Annotated in this window: 14 protein-coding genes; 9 read left to right on the top strand and 5 right to left on the bottom strand. The window is 71.8% G+C overall.

Annotation, left to right across the window (positions count from 1 at the left end):
- The first annotated feature begins 145 nt into the window (after positions 1-145).
- From E4622_RS19345 to E4622_RS19315, 7 genes are all read left to right on the top strand, one after another.
- Positions 146-2140, top strand: coding sequence for an alpha-1,4-glucan--maltose-1-phosphate maltosyltransferase (locus E4622_RS19345; RefSeq protein WP_134741782.1), 1995 nt, complete (start codon positions 146-148; stop codon positions 2138-2140).
- Positions 2137-3903, top strand: a complete 1767-nt coding sequence (gene treS, locus E4622_RS19340; protein ID WP_134741781.1) for a maltose alpha-D-glucosyltransferase — start codon at positions 2137-2139, stop codon at positions 3901-3903. The genes E4622_RS19345 and treS overlap by 4 nt, the downstream gene beginning before the upstream one ends.
- Positions 3900-5327, top strand: a complete 1428-nt coding sequence (locus E4622_RS19335; protein ID WP_134741780.1) for a hypothetical protein — start codon at positions 3900-3902, stop codon at positions 5325-5327. The genes treS and E4622_RS19335 overlap by 4 nt, the downstream gene beginning before the upstream one ends.
- On the top strand, positions 5324-7552 hold the full coding sequence (gene glgB, locus E4622_RS19330) for a 1,4-alpha-glucan branching protein GlgB (protein ID WP_134741779.1): 2229 nt from the start codon (positions 5324-5326) through the stop codon (positions 7550-7552). The genes E4622_RS19335 and glgB overlap by 4 nt, the downstream gene beginning before the upstream one ends.
- 10 nt (positions 7553-7562) lie before the next feature.
- Positions 7563-8318, top strand: a complete 756-nt coding sequence (locus E4622_RS19325; protein WP_134741778.1) for an NUDIX hydrolase — start codon at positions 7563-7565, stop codon at positions 8316-8318.
- An 86-nt stretch (positions 8319-8404) separates the two neighbouring features.
- Positions 8405-9919, top strand: coding sequence for an APC family permease (locus tag E4622_RS19320; protein WP_134741777.1), 1515 nt, complete (start codon positions 8405-8407; stop codon positions 9917-9919).
- 5 nt (positions 9920-9924) lie between these two features.
- Positions 9925-10341, top strand: coding sequence for a universal stress protein (locus E4622_RS19315; protein WP_134741776.1), 417 nt, complete (start codon positions 9925-9927; stop codon positions 10339-10341).
- Here E4622_RS19315 and E4622_RS19310 read toward each other — a convergent pair.
- Positions 10256-11203: an EamA family transporter gene (locus E4622_RS19310; protein WP_134741775.1), complete on the bottom strand. Its 948-nt coding sequence runs from the start codon at positions 11201-11203 to the stop codon at positions 10256-10258. The two genes, E4622_RS19315 and E4622_RS19310, sit on opposite strands and share 86 nt — an antisense overlap.
- Before the next feature lie 73 nt (positions 11204-11276).
- Between E4622_RS19310 and E4622_RS19305 the strand changes: the two genes are divergently transcribed.
- Entirely contained in the window at positions 11277-12170 is an 894-nt protein-coding gene (locus E4622_RS19305) for a LysR family transcriptional regulator (protein WP_134741774.1), read from the top strand.
- 36 nt (positions 12171-12206) lie between these two features.
- Here the strand turns inward: E4622_RS19305 and E4622_RS19300 are convergent, their stop codons facing one another.
- Together E4622_RS19300 and E4622_RS19295 are read right to left on the bottom strand one after the other, a co-directional pair.
- On the bottom strand, positions 12207-12944 hold the full coding sequence (locus tag E4622_RS19300; RefSeq protein ID WP_134741773.1) for an EI24 domain-containing protein: 738 nt from the start codon (positions 12942-12944) through the stop codon (positions 12207-12209).
- Positions 12945-12951: 7 nt separating this feature from the next.
- Entirely contained in the window at positions 12952-13896 is a 945-nt protein-coding gene (locus tag E4622_RS19295; RefSeq protein WP_134741772.1) for a tetratricopeptide repeat protein, read from the bottom strand.
- Positions 13897-13968: 72 nt separating this feature from the next.
- Here E4622_RS19295 and E4622_RS19290 point away from each other — a divergent pair, with 72 nt between their 5' ends.
- Positions 13969-15243 carry an endonuclease/exonuclease/phosphatase family protein gene (locus tag E4622_RS19290; RefSeq protein ID WP_134741771.1) on the top strand — a complete coding sequence of 425 codons (1275 nt, stop codon included), beginning with the start codon at positions 13969-13971 and terminating at the stop codon, positions 15241-15243.
- A gap of 4 nt (positions 15244-15247) precedes the next feature.
- Here the strand turns inward: E4622_RS19290 and E4622_RS19285 are convergent, their stop codons facing one another.
- On the bottom strand, positions 15248-16456 hold the full coding sequence (locus E4622_RS19285; RefSeq protein ID WP_134741770.1) for an acetyl-CoA hydrolase/transferase C-terminal domain-containing protein: 1209 nt from the start codon (positions 16454-16456) through the stop codon (positions 15248-15250).
- Positions 16457-16585: 129 nt separating this feature from the next.
- On the bottom strand, positions 16586-17383 hold a 798-nt coding region (locus E4622_RS19280), incomplete at its 5' end, for an HNH endonuclease signature motif containing protein (protein WP_134741769.1).

Below are 17383 nucleotides of genomic sequence, written 5' to 3'. Positions count from 1 at the left end.
GACCTCCTCAACCCCCGGAGCTCCCCGGGGGTTGAGGAGGGACGAAGTCCCGTCTCGAAGCCCCCGACGTACCCGCTTCACCCTCACGGGGGATGGACAGACCTCCGGTTTGCACGGGGGCGGGCGACCGGCAAGGGTGGGACGCATGGCTGGACGCATACCGATCATGGACGTCATACCTGTCGTGGACCTCGGCAGGCGACCCGCGAAGGCGACGGCAGGTGAGCCCTTCCCGGTGACCGCGACGGTCTTCCGCGAGGGGCACGACCAGCTCGGCGCCGAGGTGGTGCTGATCGACCCCAAGGGGGGACGTCTCGCGCCCCGGCGCATGACCCCCCACGGCGAGGAGCCCGACGTCTACCGCGCCTGGGTCACCCCCGACACGGTGGGCGCCTGGACCTTCGAGGTGCAGGCGTGGTCGGACCCGCTCGCCACCTGGGAGCACGACGCCGGCATCAAGATCCCGGCCGGCGTCGACGTGGAGCTGATGTTCCTCGAGGGCCGTCTGCTCCTGGAGCGGGTCAAGGCCGGGCTGCCCAAGAAGGCCAAGGACGAGCACGCGCTGCTCAAGGGCGCGATCAAGGCGGCCACCGACACCGACCGTCCGGTCGAGGCACGGCTGGCCCAGCTGATGTCGGAGGACCTCTGGGCGGTGCTGCACGCCCACCCGCTGCGCGACCTGCTGACCGTCGAGGGCCCGTACCCGGCGTACGCCGACCGCACCCGGGCGCTCTACGGCAGCTGGTACGAGTTCTTCCCGCGCTCCGAGGGCGCGACCCGCGACGAGGCGACGGGGAAGGTGACCAGCGGCAGCTTCCGCACCGCGGCGAAGCGGCTGGACGCCGTCGCCGAGATGGGCTTCGACGTCATCTACCTGCCGCCGATCCACCCGATCGGCGAGGTCAACCGCAAGGGCCCCAACAACACGCTGACCCCCGGCCCCGACGACACCGGCTCGCCCTGGGCGATCGGGTCCAAGGACGGCGGGCACGACGCGATCCACCCCGAGCTGGGCACGTTCGCGGACTTCGACGCCTTCGTGGCGCGCGCCGGCGAGCTCGGCCTCGAGGTCGCGCTCGACCTGGCCCTCCAGGCGGCACCCGACCACCCGTGGGTCACCACGCACCCGCAGTTCTTCACCACGCGGGCCGACGGGTCGATCGCGTTCGCGGAGAACCCGCCCAAGAAGTACCAGGACATCTACCCGATCAACTTCGACAACGACCCGACCGGCATCTGCCGCGAGGTGCTGCGGATCGTGCGGCTGTGGATCTCCCACGGCGTGCGGATCTTCCGCGTCGACAACCCCCACACCAAGCCGCTGCCGTTCTGGGAGTGGCTCCTGGGCGAGGTGCGGCGCACCGACCCCGACGTGCTGTTCCTGTCGGAGGCCTTCACGCGCCCGGCGATGATGCACGGCCTGGGCTCGGTGGGCTTCCACCAGTCCTACACCTACTACACGTGGCGCACCGCCCGCTGGGAGATCGAGGAGTACCTCACCGAGCTGTCGAGCGAGTCCGACCACCTGATGCGGCCCAACTTCTTCGTCAACACCCCCGACATCCTCCACGCCTACCTCCAGTACGGCGGTCCGGCCGCGTTCAAGGTGCGCGCGGCGATCGCGGCGACGAGCTCCCCCAGCTGGGGCGTCTACGCGGGCTACGAGCTCTTCGAGCACGTGGCGGTCAAGCCCGGGAGCGAGGAGTACCTCGACTCGGAGAAGTTCCAGATCCGGGTCCGCGACTGGGACGGCGCCGCGGCCGAGGGCCGCACGCTCGCGCCGTACCTCACGCGGCTCAACGAGATCCGGCGCCAGCACCCCGCGCTCCAGCTGCTGCGCAACGTCACGATCCACAGCAGCGACGACGAGAACGTCCTGGTCTTCTCCAAGGTCGCCTACGACCCCGAGACCGGCGAGCCCGGCGACACGGTGATCGTGGTGGTCAACCTCGACCCGCACGCGACCCGCGAGACGATGGTCCACCTCGACCTGCCCAGCCTCGGCCTCGACTGGCACGACGGCTTCACCGTCCACGACGAGATCACCGGCGAGGACTGGAACTGGGGCCAGCACAACTACGTGCGCCTGGACCCCGGCCACGAGCCCGCCCACGTCCTCACCCTCAGGAGGGGTCTGTGACCGACCTGCAGCCCGAGCAGACCCACCAGCCCGAGCCCCGTCCGGCCGACCCCAACGACCCGTTCCCCGACACCGTCGGGACCACCCCCGACTGGTTCAAGTCGGCGGTGTTCTACGAGGTGATGGTCCGGTCGTTCCGCGACTCAAACGGCGACGGCACCGGCGACTTCAAGGGCCTGACCGAGAAGCTCGACTACCTCGAGTGGCTCGGCGTCGACTGCCTGTGGGTGCCGCCGTTCTTCACGAGCCCCCTGCGCGACGGCGGCTACGACGTCGCCGACTTCACCAACATCCTGCCCGAGGCCGGGACCGTCGAGGACTTCCACCACTTCCTCGACGAGGCCCACAAGCGCGACATCCGCGTGATCATCGACTTCGTCATGAACCACACCAGCGACCAGCACCCGTGGTTCCAGGCCAGCCGCGAGGATCCCGAGGGGCCCTACGGCGACTTCTACGTGTGGTCCGACACCGACGAGCTCTACCAGGACGCCCGGGTGATCTTCGTCGACACCGAGCCCTCCAACTGGACCTGGGACCCGGTGCGCCAGCAGTACTTCTGGCACCGGTTCTTCTCCCACCAGCCGGACCTCAACTACGACAACCCGAAGGTCCACGACGCGATCCTCGAGGCCATCTCGTTCTGGTTCGACATGGGGCTCGACGGCTTCCGCCTCGACGCGGTGCCCTACCTCTACGAGCGTCCCGGCACCAACGGCGAGAACCTCCCCGAGACCCACGAGTTCCTCAAGAAGGTCCGCCGCTTCGTCGACGAGAAGTACCCCGGGCGGATCCTGCTCGCCGAGGCCAACCAGTGGCCCTCCGACGTCGTCGACTACTACGGCGACTTCGAGTCCGGTGGCGACGAGTGCCACATGTGCTTCCACTTCCCCGTGATGCCGCGCATCTTCATGGCCGTGCGCCGCGAGTCGCGCTTCCCGATCTCGGAGATCATGGAGCAGACGCCGCCGATCCCGCACGGCTGCCAGTGGGGCATCTTCCTGCGCAACCACGACGAGCTCACGCTCGAGATGGTCAGCGACGACGACCGCGACTACATGTGGGACGAGTACGCCAAGGACCCGCGGATGAAGGCCAACATCGGCATCCGCCGCCGCCTGGCCCCGCTGCTGGACAACGACACCAACCAGATCGAGCTGTTCAACGCGCTGCTGCTGTCGCTGCCGGGCTCCCCGGTGCTCTACTACGGCGACGAGATCGGCATGGGCGACAACATCTGGCTCGGTGACCGCGACGGCGTGCGCACGCCGATGCAGTGGACGCCCGACCGCAACGCCGGCTTCTCCTCCGCGACCCCCGGCAAGCTGTTCCTGCCCGCGATTCAGGATCCCGTCTACGGGTACCAGTCGGTCAATGTGGAGGCTCAGCTCGAGAACCCGTCCTCACTGCTGCACTGGACGCGGCGGATGATCCAGGCGCGCCGTCGTCACGACGCGTTCGGGCTCGGCTCCTTCCACGACCTGGGCGGGTCCAACCCGGCCGTGCTGTCCTACGCCCGTGAGCACACCGGCGACGACGGGGAGCGCGACGTCATCGTCTGCGTCAACAACCTGTCGCGCCTCGCCCAGCCGATCGAGCTCGACCTGCGCCGCTTCGAGGGCATGGTGCCGGTCGAGCTGCTCGGCGGCGTGCCGTTCCCGCGGATCGGCGAGCTGCCGTACCTGCTCACGCTCGGCGGCTACGGCTTCTACTGGTTCCGGCTCACGCCGGCGACCGACCCGGGAGAGAGGCAGCTGCTGTGACGCATCTGGATCCGAAGGTCTTCACCGACTATCTCGTCCGCACCCGCTGGTTCGCCGGCAAGGGACGGCCGTTCACCGTCACCGGGGTCCGCCTCGTCGGCGAGGTCCCGGGCCGCGTCGAGGACAGCCCGCACGTGGTCATCCACCTCGTGCAGGTCTCCTACTCCGACGTGGAGGCGACGGCCGTGGACGCCGTCGAGCTCTACCAGGTGCCGCTGGCGTTCTACGAGCACCCGCAGCAGCGCCTCGACCATGCCTTCGTGGGCTGGTGGGAGCACCCCGAGCACGGGTGGGTCCACGCCTACGACGCCCTCCACGACCGCGAGGCCATGGCCTGCTGGCTGCGCTCCTTCGACGCCGCCGCCTCGCAGGAGCACGGCAACACCGTCGACCCCGAGACGATGCTGACCTTCCACCGGCTGCCCGGCTACGACCTCGAGGCCGAGGCCCCGTCGATGCTGTTCACCGGCGAGCAGTCCAACTCCTCGGTGAGCTTCGGCGAGGACGCCCTGATGAAGGTGTTCCGCAAGGTCACCCCGGGCGTCAACCCCGACGTCGCCGTCCACGACGTGCTCACCCGGGCCGGCTCCGACCACGTCGCCGCCCTCTACGGCTGGCTCGACGTGCTCGACGCCGACTCCGACGCGGTGATCCAGCTCGCCATGCTCCAGCAGTTCCTGCGCACGGCCACCGACGGGTGGGACCTCGCGCTGGGCAGCGTGCGCTCGCTCTTCGCCGACCCCGAGCTCCACGCCCGCGAGTCCGGCGGCGACTTCGCCGGCGAGGCGGCGCGCCTGGGCGAGGCGCTGCGCGAGCTGCACGAGACGCTGCGGGAGTCGTTCGGGTCCTCCAGCATCGAGACCGGTGACCTGGCCGAGCAGATGCGCTCGCGGCTCGCCGCCGCGGAGAACGTCGTACCCGGGCTGGCCGAGCACCACCAGGCCCTCGCCGACCTGCACGACCGCGTCGCCCGGCTGGGGCGCATCGAGGTCCACCGCATCCACGGGGACCTGCACCTCGGCCAGACCCTGCGCACCAGCAAGGGCTGGAAGGTCGTCGACTTCGAGGGCGAGCCGGCCAAGCCGCTCGCCGAGCGGATGCTGCCCGACTCCCCCTGGCGCGACGTCGCCGGCATGATGCGCTCCTTCGACTACGTCCCACACGTCGCCGTGCGCGAGCGCGAGGAGGAGACCGACCCCGAGGAGGCCGCGCAGCGCACCCGTCGCGCGCAGGAGTGGGCCCACCGAGCCCGAAACCACTTCCTCAACGCCTACACCGGTGGCCAGCTGAGCGACACCCAGCACACCCTGCTCGACGCCTACGTCGCCGACAAGGCCGTCTACGAGACCGTCTACGAGACCCGCAACCGTCCGACCTGGGTGGACATCCCGCTCCAGGCCGTGGCCAGGATCGGAGCCGCATGACCGGCACCATCGCACCCGTCCCCACGTCCGAGCTCGACCAGGTCATCAGCGGCGAGCACGGCCACCCGCACGCCGTCCTCGGCCCGCACGTGCACGAGGGCGCCGTCACCGTGCGCGTCCTCAAGCCGCTGGCCTCCGCCGTCGTGGTCCGCCACAGCGGCACCGAGACCGCGCTCGAGCACGAGCACGAGGGGGTCTGGGTCGGGGTGCTCCCCGGCGAGACCGACGTCCCCGACTACCGCCTCGCGGTCTCCTACGACGGCACCGTCGTTGAGCTCGACGACCCCTACCGCTTCCTGCCGACGCTCGGCCAGGTCGACCTGCACCTGATCAACGAGGGCCGCCACGAGCAGCTCTGGAACGTCCTGGGCGCCCGCGTGCACCACTACGCCGCCGTCGGCGGCACCGTCAGCGGTACGTCGTTCGCGGTCTGGGCGCCCTCGGCGCGCTCGGTGCGCCTCAAGGGCGACTTCAACAGCTGGGACGGGCGCGAGCACCCGATGCGCCAGCTCGGCAGCTCCGGCGTCTGGGAGCTCTTCGTGCCCGGCCTGGGTGCCGGCACGTCGTACAAGTACGCGATCCGCGGCGCCGACGGCGAGTGGCGCGAGAAGGCCGACCCGATGGCCTTCCACGCCGAGGTCGCGCCGGCCACCGCGTCCCGGGTCACCGAGTCGACCCACGTGTGGGGCGACGAGGAGTGGATGACCGCCCGACGCGACCGCAAGCCGGTCGCCGAGGCCATGGCGACCTACGAGCTGCACCTGGGGTCGTGGAAGCGCCACCCGGGCGGCGGCTTCTGGAGCTACGACGAGCTCGCCGACGACCTGGTCCCCTACCTCTCCGAGCTGGGCTTCACCCACGTCGAGCTGATGCCCGTGATGCAGCACCCCTTCGGCGGCTCGTGGGGCTACCACGTGACGTCGTACTTCGCCCCGGACTCCCGCTACGGCGACCCCGACGGCTTCCGCCGCCTCGTCGACCGGCTCCACCAGGCCGGCATCGGCGTCATCCTGGACTGGGTGCCCGGCCACTTCGCCACCGACGCCTGGGCGCTGGCCAGCTTCGACGGGACGCCCCTCTACGAGGACCCGAACCCCCAGCGCGGCTGGCACAAGGAGTGGGGCTCCCACATCTTCAACTTCGGCCGGCCCGAGGTGCGCAACTTCCTCTACGCCAACGCCCTCTACTGGCTCGAGGAGTTCCACGCCGACGGCCTGCGCGTCGACGGCGTGGCCTCGATGCTCTACCTCGACTACGCCCGCGAGGAGGGCGAGTGGTCGCCCAACAAGCACGGCGGGCGCGAGAACCTCGAGGCCGTGCAGTTCCTCCAGGAGATGAACGCCACCGTCTACAAGCGGGTGCCGGGCATCGTCACGATCGCCGAGGAGTCGACCTCCTGGCCGGGCGTCACCGGTCCGACGAGCGAGGGCGGCCTGGGCTTCGGCCTGAAGTGGAACATGGGCTGGATGCACGACTCCCTCGGCTACCTCGCCCGGGAGCCGGTCCACCGGCCCCACCACCACCACGAGATGACGTTCGCGCTCACCTACGCCTGGGCCGAGAACTACGTCCTGCCGATCTCCCACGACGAGGTCGTGCACGGCAAGGGCTCGCTGCTGCGCAAGATGCCCGGCGACCGGTGGCAGCAGCTGGCCAACCTGCGCGCCTACCTCGCCTACATGTGGGCCCACCCCGGCAAGCAGCTGCTGTTCATGGGCTGCGAGCTGGGCCAGGAGTCGGAGTGGGCCGAGGCCCGCGAGCTCGACTGGTGGCTCCTGGAGCACCCCGAGCACCGCGGCGTCCACGACCTGGTGCGCGACCTCAACCGCGCCTACGTCGACTCCCCGGCCCTGTGGTCGCGCGACGGCGACCCGTCGGGCTTCCAGTGGGTCGACGCCAACGACGCCGGCCGCAGCACCTACACGTTCGTGCGCCGCGGCGACGGGCCGGACCTGGTGTGCGTCTCCAACTTCCGCGACCACCCCCACGAGGGCTTCCGCCTCGGGCTGCCGGCCACCGGCACCTGGGACGAGGTGCTCAACACCGACGCCGAGACCTACCTCGGCTCCGGTGTCGGCAACCTCGGGCAGATCACGGCCGTCGAGGGCGAGCACGACGGGCAGCCGGCGCACGCCGACATCGTGGTGCCGCCGCTGGCGACCATGTGGTTCCGGCACGTCCTGGCCGAGGAGCCTGCGAAGGAGTCCCGTCGCACGGTCTCCTAGGGTTGACGACGTGAGCGAGCAGCCGAGGGCCGAGACCGTCTCCGACGGCGTCGCGCGCATCGTCTGGACCCCGCCCGCGGGCGGCGACTGGAACACCGCCCTCGACGCCGTACGGCGTGAGGTCGAGGCCGCGCTGGTCGCCCACGGCCGCGTCGAGATCCTGGTCGGCGCCGACGACGAGACCGCCCAGCGCGTCGCCACCTGGTCCGGCATGCAGCGCGAGGGCGTGCAGCGGGGGGTCGACGGCGACCTGGTCGTCTACGCGCGGCTCGACTCCGACACCCCGGTCAGCGAGCCGGGCGGCTTTCGCGCGCTGCTCAACTCCTTCCTGCCGCGCAAGCGCGCGATCAGCCAGATGCTGATCCGCGACCGCGACGAGCGGGTGCTCGTGTGCCAGCTGACCTACAAGCAGGACTGGGACCTGCCCGGCGGCGTCGTCGAGGTGGGTGAGTCGCCGCAGCTCGCCGTCGCCCGCGAGGTCGAGGAGGAGCTGGGCCTCTCCCTCGAGGTCGGCCCCCTGCTCCTCACCGACTGGCTTCCCCCGTGGGGCGGCTGGGACGACGCGCTCTGCCTCGTCTTCGACGGCGGCGTGCACGACGCGGCGATCACCGACACGATCGTCAAGCAGGCCCGCGAGATCCAGTCGGCGGAGTTCCTCACGCTCGACCAGGCCCGCGAGCGGTGCGCCGACTTCACCACCCGGCGCCTCGAGTCCGCCCTCGCCAACCTCGGCGGCGGCCCCGCCTACACCGAGTCCGGCAGGTGACCTGAGCGACCTCTCCGCGGGTGCTGGCCCTTCCCAAGGCTCCTCCACCCGTGTAGAACGACCCTCACGGGTGGAGGGAGCGACCGGTGGTCGACGTGGAGACGCAGGGCCCGCAGCTCAAGGCGGACTCGATCGGGTTCGTGGACGCGCTGGTGATCGGGCTGGCCGCGACGTCACCGGCCTACTCGCTGGCCGCGGTGATCGGCGCGATCACCGCCGCGGTCGGGGTCTACGCCCCCGGCGCCCTCCTGGCCTCCTTCGTGCCGATGGCCCTGATCGCCACGGCGTTCCTCTACCTCAACCGGGTCGACCAGGACTGCGGCACGACGTTCAGCTGGGTGACCCGGGCGCTGGGTCCGTGGTTCGGCTGGCTCGGCGGCTGGGCGATCACGATGACCGGCGTGCTCGTGATCGGGTCGCTGGCCGACGTCGGCGTGAGCTTCACGCTGCGGACCTTCGGCGCCGACGCGGCGGCCGACAACGCGTGGGTGCGGATGCCCCTGGCGATCGCGCTGATCCTCCTGCTGACCTGGATCTGCATCCTCGGCACCGACGTCTCGGCCCGCCTGCAGAACGTGCTGATCCTGGCGCAGGTCGTCTCGCTGCTGGTCTTCGCGGCCGTGGCGATCGCCAAGGCCGTCGCCGACGACAGCACGCTCGACCCGATCGACCCCTCCTGGTCGTGGCTCAACCCCTTCGGCGCCGGCGGCGCGAGCCTCTCCACGGCGCTCCTGCTGGGTGTGTTCGCCTATTGGGGCTGGGAGTCCGCGGTCAACCTCAGCGAGGAGACCACCGACGGCGCCTCCACTCCCGGCCGCGCGGCGGTCTGGTCGACGCTGGTGCTGCTGGCGACGTACGTCTCCGTGGCGGTGGCCGTCGTGGCCTACGCCGGGCCTGCCTGGCTCAGCGACAACGCCGGTGAGGAGGAGTTCGTCTTCGCCTACCTCAGCGAGGAGGTGATGGGCGGGTGGAGCTGGGTGGTGCTGGCCTCGGTCGCGACCTCGGCCATCGCCTCGACCCAGACGACGATCATTCCGGCGTCGCGCACCGGTCTGTCGATGGCGCGGCGGCACGCGATCCCGTCGCACTTCGGGCGCATCGACCCCCGCCACCGCACCCCGCACGTCAGCACCTGGTGGGTCGCCGGCATCGCGATCGTCTGGTACGTCGGCATCTACCAGGTCAGCGCCAACGCGCTGTTCGACTCCCTGACCGCCCTCGCGCTGCTCATCGCGTTCTACTACGCGCTGACGGGCATCGCCTGCGCGGTCTACCACCGCAAGCACCTCCTCGAGAGCCCGCGCAACCTGCTCCTGATCGGCGTCGGACCGGTCGCCGGGGCCGTGATGCTGCTCTGGTTGCTGGTGCTGTCGGTGCGCGACATGTCCGACCCCGCCAACTCCTACAGCGGCCAGTCGTGGCTGGGGGTGGGCCCGCCGCTCGTCATCGGCCTCGGCATTGTCCTGGCCGGCGTCGTGCTGATGCTCTTCTGGCGGACCCGCGACGGCCGCTACTGGCAGGAGCGGGCCGGGCTGCCCGACCCCGACGTCGTCCACGGCGTCAAGGCCGGTCGGGCCGACCCCGACGGACTGGAAGGCTGAGAGCCATGGCAGTGGTGCTGGGCTACGACGAGTCACCGGGCGCGGACGCCGCGCTCACCACCGCGATCAGCGTCGCGGCACGCTTCGGCGAGCCGCTCGTGCTGGTCTACGGGGTCGCGCCGCCGGGCGGTGCGGGCGAGGAGTTCAAGGCGCACCGCGAGGCGCTGCTCGAGATCGGCCGCACGGCGCTCTCGCACGCCGTCGAGCGCGCGGAGGCCGCGGGCGTCGAGACCGACATCCGGCTCGTCGACGCCAAGCCGGCGCAGGCCCTGATGCAGGTGGCCGACGCCTGCGACGCGAGCGTCATCGTCGTCGGGACCGCCGGGGAGAGCCCGCTCAAGGGCGCGATGCTGGGCTCGACGCCTCACAAGCTGCTGCACCTGAGCTCGCGACCGGTGCTGTGCGTGCCGGTGGCGGGCTGACCCGCACTCCCCTGCTCGGGCGCAGCGCCACCAGGACGCCGAGCACCAGGAGCAGCCCACCGAGCGACTCCGCGGCGTTGGGGCGCTGGTCGAGCAGGAGCCAGGCCGACGCCATCGCCACCACCGGGGCGAGCAGCACCCACGGCACCACGGACGCCGAGGGGTTGCGGCCGAGCAGCGTGTTGAAGATGCCGTAGCCGACCAGGGAGGCCAGTCCCGCGGTGTAGAGGGTCGAGACCAGCGCCTGCCAGCCGAACGCCGCCACGCCGTCGGCGAGCGCGCCCGGTCCGTCGAGCACCAGGCTCAGGGCGACCAGCGGCACGGGCACGACCAGCGCCGACCACACCGTCAGCGAGAGCCCGCCGGTGACGCCGGAGGCCCGCGCCAGGACGTTGCCCGTCCCCCACGACAGCGCCGCTAGCAGGCACAGGGCCAGGGCCAGCAGCGGCACGTCGCCGCCGCGACCGAGCGCCACCACGAGCAGCCCGACCGAGCCGACGGCCACGCCGACGGCCTGGGCCGGCGTGGGCAGCTCGCGCAGGACCCCCGTGGCGATCAGCACCGTGAAGATCACCTGGGCCTGGAGCACCAGCGCGGCGAGCCCGGGCGGCATGCCCGCGGCCATCCCGACGTACAGGAATCCGAACTGGCCCAACGACATGAAGACGCCGATCAGGGCGACCGTCCGCCAGGGCGCCCGGGGCCGACCGACCAGGAAGACCGCCGGGATCACCACCAGCACGAAGCGCGCGGCCAGGAAGAGCAGCGGCGGGACGTCGCCCATCCCCCAGTCGATGACCACGAAGTTGAAGCCCCAGACGGTCGCCACGAGCGCGGCGAGGAGCGAGTCACGTCGGTTCACGCACCCCAGCCTGCCGGTGATGATTCGGAAGCACCAGCGAATACTGGTGCACCTTTCCCGGTAGCATCGCTACATGATCGACCTCACCGCACTCACGGCCCTGCGGGCCGTCGACACCCACGGCTCCGTCGTCGGCGCGGCCGACGCGCTGGGCTTCACCCCCAGCGCGGTGTCGCAGCAGGTGAAGCGCCTGGAGCGCCAGACCGGCGTGCCGCTGCTGGAGCGGGTGGGCCGCGGGGTGATGCTGACGCGGCACGGGCGCCACCTGGTCGACGCCGGCGCGAAGGTGCTGGGCGACCTCGAGGAGATCGAGTCGGGGCTGCACCGGCAGGCCGAGGCGGTCGCCGGCCACCTGCGGATCGTCGCCTTCTCGACCGCCATGCGCGGCCTCGTGGCACCGGCGGTGCGCGCCCTCCTCGACACCCACCCGGACCTGACCCTGCAGCTGTCGGAGCGCGAGCCCTGGGACACCGTCGACCTGGTCGCCTCCGGCCAGTGCGAGATCGGCGTCGTCCACAGCTGGGGCGACGTCGCGCTCGCGATCCCCGAGCACGTCGTGGCGGCCCGCGTGGCCCGGGACCTCGCCGACGTCGTCGTCCACCGCGACCACCCGCTCGCCGACCGCACGCAGGTCACACCGCGCGACCTCGTCGACGAGGGCTGGGTCGCCACGCCCGAGGGCACCATCTGCCGCCAGTGGCTGACCCGGATGTACGACGGCACCGGCCGGCTGCCCCGGATCGCGCACCAGTCGATGGAGTTCGACAGCCACCTGGCGATGGTGCGCGCCGGCCTGGGCATCGCCCTCGTCCCCCGCCTCGGTCGCCAGCCGCTCGGCGAGGACCTCGTCGCCGTCCCTGCCGTCGACCCGGTCCCCACGCGCGAGGTGCTCGCCCTGCACCGCCGCAGCATGGCCTCCTCCCCCGCCGTCGCCGCCGTCCTCACCGCCCTCACCACCGGGGGTTGAGGAAGAACGACGTCCTGTCGCGGAAACCCCCGACCGTCAGCGCAGAGCCGCCGCGTCTCGCTCGGCCACCAGGTCGCGCGCGAGCATCGTCGCGCCGGCGACGGCCGCCGGCATCACGACGACCGCGCCGAGCGGCACCAGGAAGAAGACCTGCACCGTCACCCCGAAGCCGAGCACGGTCGAGCGGCGGCCGCGTGTGAGCTCCACGCGCCGGGCGGCGTCCAGGCCGCGGGCCTCCAGCGGACGGCCCAGCAGGTCGCCGGCCAACATCCAGCCCGAGACGCCCAGGCCGAGGACGGCGCCGGCGACCGTGCCGACGACCGGGAGGAACCCGACGACGACCACCAGGACGCTCGCGCCGATGCCGACCAGCACCAGCACGACCGCGTCGCGGGCCGCGCGCCACGCGCTGAGCTCGCCGTCGGGCACGGCGCCGCCGAGCATCCGCTCGGTCTCGCGCCAGATCCGCGCGTAGAACGGGTCCCCGACCAGGAGCGTCAGCGCGACGAAGGTCGAGGCCGCCAGCGCGAGCGCACCCACTGCGACCACGAGCGCGACGCTGAGGCGCACGAGCACCCGCACCGTGTCGCCGACGTCGTCGACGAACGGCGTCACCCAGCGCACCAGGTCGGGCAGCTGCACCAGCAGGACGACGTACGCCGTCAGCAGGACCAGCGAGACGACCAGCGCCGGGACCATCCCGAGCAGCATCAGCCCGGGCCGGTGCCGCCAGAGGGCGAACCCGCGCAGGACGTAGGACGGTCCGGCGTTCACCGGGCGCTCAGAAGAGCGCAGAGGCGAGGTTCTGGCGGCCCTTGAGCACGCGGGGGTCGTCGTTGCCGACCGCGGCGAAGAGCCCGAGGAGGTGCTCGCGAGCGGCGTTGCGCTCGTCGCCGGCCGAACGGCGGACCAGCTCGACCAGGCGACCGAAGGCCTCGTCCACGCGCCCCTCGAGGAGGTCGAGGTCGGCGACGAGGGTCTGCGCGTCCAGGTCGTCGGGGGCGCTGTCGGCGGTGGCGCGGGCAGCGGCCGGGTCGACGCCCTGCGTGCGCTGCAGCACCTTGGCCATGGCGAGCCCGGCGGCGGCCTCGGCGTCGGCGGGGTTGGCGGTGACGAGCTTCTGGTACTCCGCGACCGCGCCGTCGAAGTCGTTGGCGGCCATGGCGTCCTCGGCCGCGGCGTAGCGGGGGTCCACCGCCTCCTCGTCGCCGTCCACCGCAGGCGCGGCGCCGGACAGCGGCTGGTGACGGGCGGTCATGCCCTGGGTCGCGAGCTGCTGCATGACCTGCGTCAGGGCGGTGCGGAGCTCCTCGAGCGGGACGACGTCCTGCAGCAGCGGGGCGGGCCTGCCGTCGAGGATGGCGACGACCAGCGGGATCGACTGGACCTGCATCGCCTGGGCGATCTGGGGCGAGGCGTCGACGTCGACCAGGCCGGCCAGGAACCGGCCCTCGAACTCGCCCGACAGCGTCGCCAGGTCGTCGGCGAGCTGGCCGCTCTCGGGCATCCGCGAGCGCGAGAAGAGCACGAGCAGGACCGGCGCGGTCATGGACCGCTCGATGACCTCCTGGAAGTTCTGCTCGGTGACCTCCAGGGCGTACGACGCGATGCCACCGCCCCCACCGCCGGCGGGCACACCGGCGCCGGCGGGCGGGGTCGGTGCCGCGGGGCGCTTGAGGGCGGAGAGGTCGATCGCTCCGGGACGGCTGAACGGCTGCTGCGTCATGGCCCCAATCCTAGGGAGGACCGCCACCCGGCGTTCGGGCGGCTGTCACCTCGCCGTGGCAGGGTCGGAGCCATGAAAATCTCTCGGGCTGCCGCGGCGAGCGCCGCGGCCATCACACTGCTGACCACGCCGGCGGTCGCCGGCCTCACCGGTGGCTCCGCCACCGCCGCCGACGGCGACCGCCACGGCACTCACCACGAGACCCACCACGGGGGCCACCACACGAAGCGCGACACCGTGCGCTTCCAGACCTTCAACGCCTCCCTCAACCGCACGCGCGCCGGCGAGCTCGTGGAGGACCTCTCGACGCCGGACGACCCGCAGGCCTCGGCCGTGGCCGAGATCATCCAGCGCACCCGTCCCGACGTCCTGCTGCTCAACGAGTTCGACTACGTCCCCGACCGAGTGGCCGTCGACCTGTTCCGCGACAACTACCTCGAGATCGGCCACCACGGCGCGCGGCCGATCGACTACCCCTACGCCTACGTCGCCCCGTCCAACACCGGCGTGCCGAGCGGCCACGACCTCGACAACAACGGCACGGTCGGCGGCGGCAACGACGCGTTCGGGTTCGGCGACTTCGAGGGCCAGTACGGCATGGTCGTGCTGAGCAAGCACCCGATCGTGACCGGCAAGGTCCGCACCTTCCAGAGGTTCCTGTGGAAGGACATGCCCGGCGCCCTCCTCCCGGACGACCCGAGCACCGCGGCCCCGCGTGACTGGTACTCCCCCGCCGAGCTCCAGGACGTGCGGCTGTCCAGCAAGTCCCACTGGGACGTGCCGGTCCGGATCGGTCGCCGTACCGTCCACTTCCTGGTCTCGCACCCGACGCCGCCGACCTTCGACGGCCCCGAGGACCGCAACGGCGCGCGCAACCACGACGAGATCCGCTTCTGGGCCGACTACGTCGACAACCGGCGCTACCTCTACGACGACCGAGGTCACCGCGGCGGGCTGCCGCGAGGCGAGCGGTTCGTGATCGCCGGCGACCAGAACAGCGACCCCCTCGACGGGGACTCCGTGCCGGGGTCGATCCAGCAGCTCCTCGACCACCCGCGCATCACCGACCCGCGGCCGTCGTCGCGCGGCGGCGTGGAGGCCGCAGCCCGCCAGGGCGGGGCCAACCTCGCGCACGAGTCCGACCCGCGCTTCGACACGGCCGACTTCAACGACAACCCGGCGCCGGGCAACCTGCGCGCCGACTACGTGCTGCCCTCACGCGGGCTGAAGGTGCGTGGCTCCGGGATCTTCTGGCCGGTGCCGTCGGACCCGCTGTCCCGGCTGACCGGGGAGTTCCCGTTCCCCTCGTCGGACCACCGCTCGGTCTGGGTCGACGTCCGCCTCTGACGCCTCACGCGAGCCCCAGCGCCGCGGCCTCCTCCCAGAGGTCGTCGCGGACGCTGGGGTGAGCGGCGTGGTCGATGATCTGGCGCGCCTGCTCGCGCTGGTCCTGACCGAACACCTCGGCCAGGCCCTGCTCGGTCACGATCGCGCTCATCTGGAACGACGTCACGGGCTCGTCCACCAGGGCGACGACGGTCGAGACGTCCGCCTTGGGGTGCCACGAGCGCAGCGCGATGAACGCCTGCCCGCCGGGGCTGTGCAGCGCGCCGACGATGAAGTCGGTCTGGCCGCCGGTGCCGGAGTGGATCCGGGCGTTGATGCGCGAGGCGTTGGCCTGGCCGAACAGGTCGACCTGGAGCGCGGTGTTGACGCTGACCATCGCCGGGTTGCCGGCGATCCGGGCGGGGTCGTTGGTCACCTCGGTGCGCACCATCTCCACTCGCTCGTTGCCGTCGACCCACTCGAGGAGCTCGGGCGACCCGAAGAGGAACGACGCCGAGATCGGGACGTCCGTGTCCAGCGCCCCGGCCAGCTCGAGCGCGAGCACGCTGTCGGAGAACATCTCGGTCCAGATCCGCAGCCCGCGCCGCCCGATGAGCCCGCGCATGGTGGCGTCCGGCACCGCTCCGATCCCGGCCTGCAGGGTCGCGCCGTCGCCCACCCGGGCGGCCACCAGCTCCCCGATCCGGGCCGACGCGTCGTCGATCGGAGCGACGGCGGCGTGCGCCAGCGGCTCGTCGGCCTCGACCAGCACGTCGAGGTGCTCGACGTCGACCAGCGCGTCGCCGTAGGTCCAGGGCAGGTGGTCGTTGACCTGCGCCACGACGATCCCGCCCCCCCTGCGGACCGCCTCGATGGCGGCCGGCAGCACGTTGACCTCGACCCCCAGCGACACCTTCCCGTCGCGCGGCCGCGTCGTGTGGAGCACCACCGCGTCCGGTGACAGGGACCCGGCGAACAGGGTGGGCACGAGCGAGAGGCGCGAGGGCACGTAGCTCAGCCGCGGACTGCGCCGCTGGCCAGGCCCGACGAACGACGTCTCCAGCGTCACCCCTGCGCGGTCCGGGATGCCGTGCTGCCCGTTGAGCATCCACAGCCGGTACTCCGCCAGCCGCTCGTCCACCAGCCGCAGCGTGTGCCACGGCGTCGCATGGTTGCCCGTCACGACGATGCGGGGGTTGGCGGGCAGCGCGGCGAGCGCGCGGTCGAGGTCCACACCGACGATTCCACCAGACCCCACCTCAGGTGACCCAGGCCGAAAGACCTTCGATGCCCAGGAACAAGTCCCACGCCGGTGGTGGAGGAGGGACGAAGTCCCGTCTCCACCATGGTCCCGGGCGGCTCCTCACTCCCGCTTGTGGAAGGAGACCTTGCCGCCCGGGTGGTGGGTCATGACGTAGCCGGGGTGGTGAGCCAGCGGGTGGTGGCCGGTGCAGAGCAGCCCGCCGCGCTCGACCGAGGTGTCGCCGCCCTGGGACCACGGGTCGAGGTGGTGGGCGTGACACCACGCAGAGGGCCTGTCGCAGCCCAGCGCGATGCAGCCACCGTCGCGGACGGCCATCGCGATCCTCTGGGCCTTGGTGTGGAACCGCATCTTCCGGCCCACGTCGAGGACCTGGGACTTCCCACCGAGCACGACGGGGATGACCCCGGCCTCGCACGCCATGCGCCGGGCGAGTCCGGGGCTGATCGGGGTGCCGGTGTCGAGCTGGGCTGCCTTGAGGCCGCCCATGAGGGTCTCGAGGGTCATGGTGACCACGACGGTGGCGTCCATCCCCCCGGCCTGGGGGAGCTTCTTGGTGGGGAAGCGGTCGATGTACTCGATGAACGCCAACCCCATCCCGTGCGGGGTCGATCCCTCGCCGCCGGCCTTGGGCGAGGCCAACGCGTCGAGGGGCTTGCGGAGCTTGTCAGCCTGGTGGGTGGGGATCGAGAACCGGCCATGCGTGGTGCCGTGGCCGTCGTCGTGCATCGTGAACCGCGCCTTCGCCTCAGCCTTGCGCTCCTGGGACTCGAGCTGACGGGCCGTCTCTGCCTCGCCGACCTCGGGGGCCACGACCTCCAGGACGTGCACGCCCAGGACCCGCAGCCGCTTGGCGTCGAAGTGCGCCGCCTCGGCGAGCAGGTGGTCCCGCGCCTGGTC

This window comes from Nocardioides sp. 503, assembly GCF_004522095.1.
Classification (GTDB): Bacteria; Actinomycetota; Actinomycetes; order Propionibacteriales; family Nocardioidaceae; genus Nocardioides.
This window is presented reverse-complemented; position numbering and strand designations above follow the sequence as displayed.

Excerpts from the sequence above, each read along its gene's own strand:
- glgB (WP_134741779.1), top strand. The coding sequence starts at position 5,324 with ATGACCGGCACCATCGCACCCGTCCCCACGTCCGAGCTCGACCAGGTC.
- E4622_RS19315 (WP_134741776.1), top strand. The coding sequence starts at position 9,925 with ATGGCAGTGGTGCTGGGCTACGACGAGTCACCGGGCGCGGACGCCGCG.
- E4622_RS19295 (WP_134741772.1), bottom strand. The coding sequence starts at position 13,896 with ATGACGCAGCAGCCGTTCAGCCGTCCCGGAGCGATCGACCTCTCCGCC.
- E4622_RS19345 (WP_134741782.1), top strand. The coding sequence starts at position 146 with ATGGCTGGACGCATACCGATCATGGACGTCATACCTGTCGTGGACCTC.
- E4622_RS19290 (WP_134741771.1), top strand. The coding sequence starts at position 13,969 with ATGAAAATCTCTCGGGCTGCCGCGGCGAGCGCCGCGGCCATCACACTG.
- E4622_RS19305 (WP_134741774.1), top strand. The coding sequence starts at position 11,277 with ATGATCGACCTCACCGCACTCACGGCCCTGCGGGCCGTCGACACCCAC.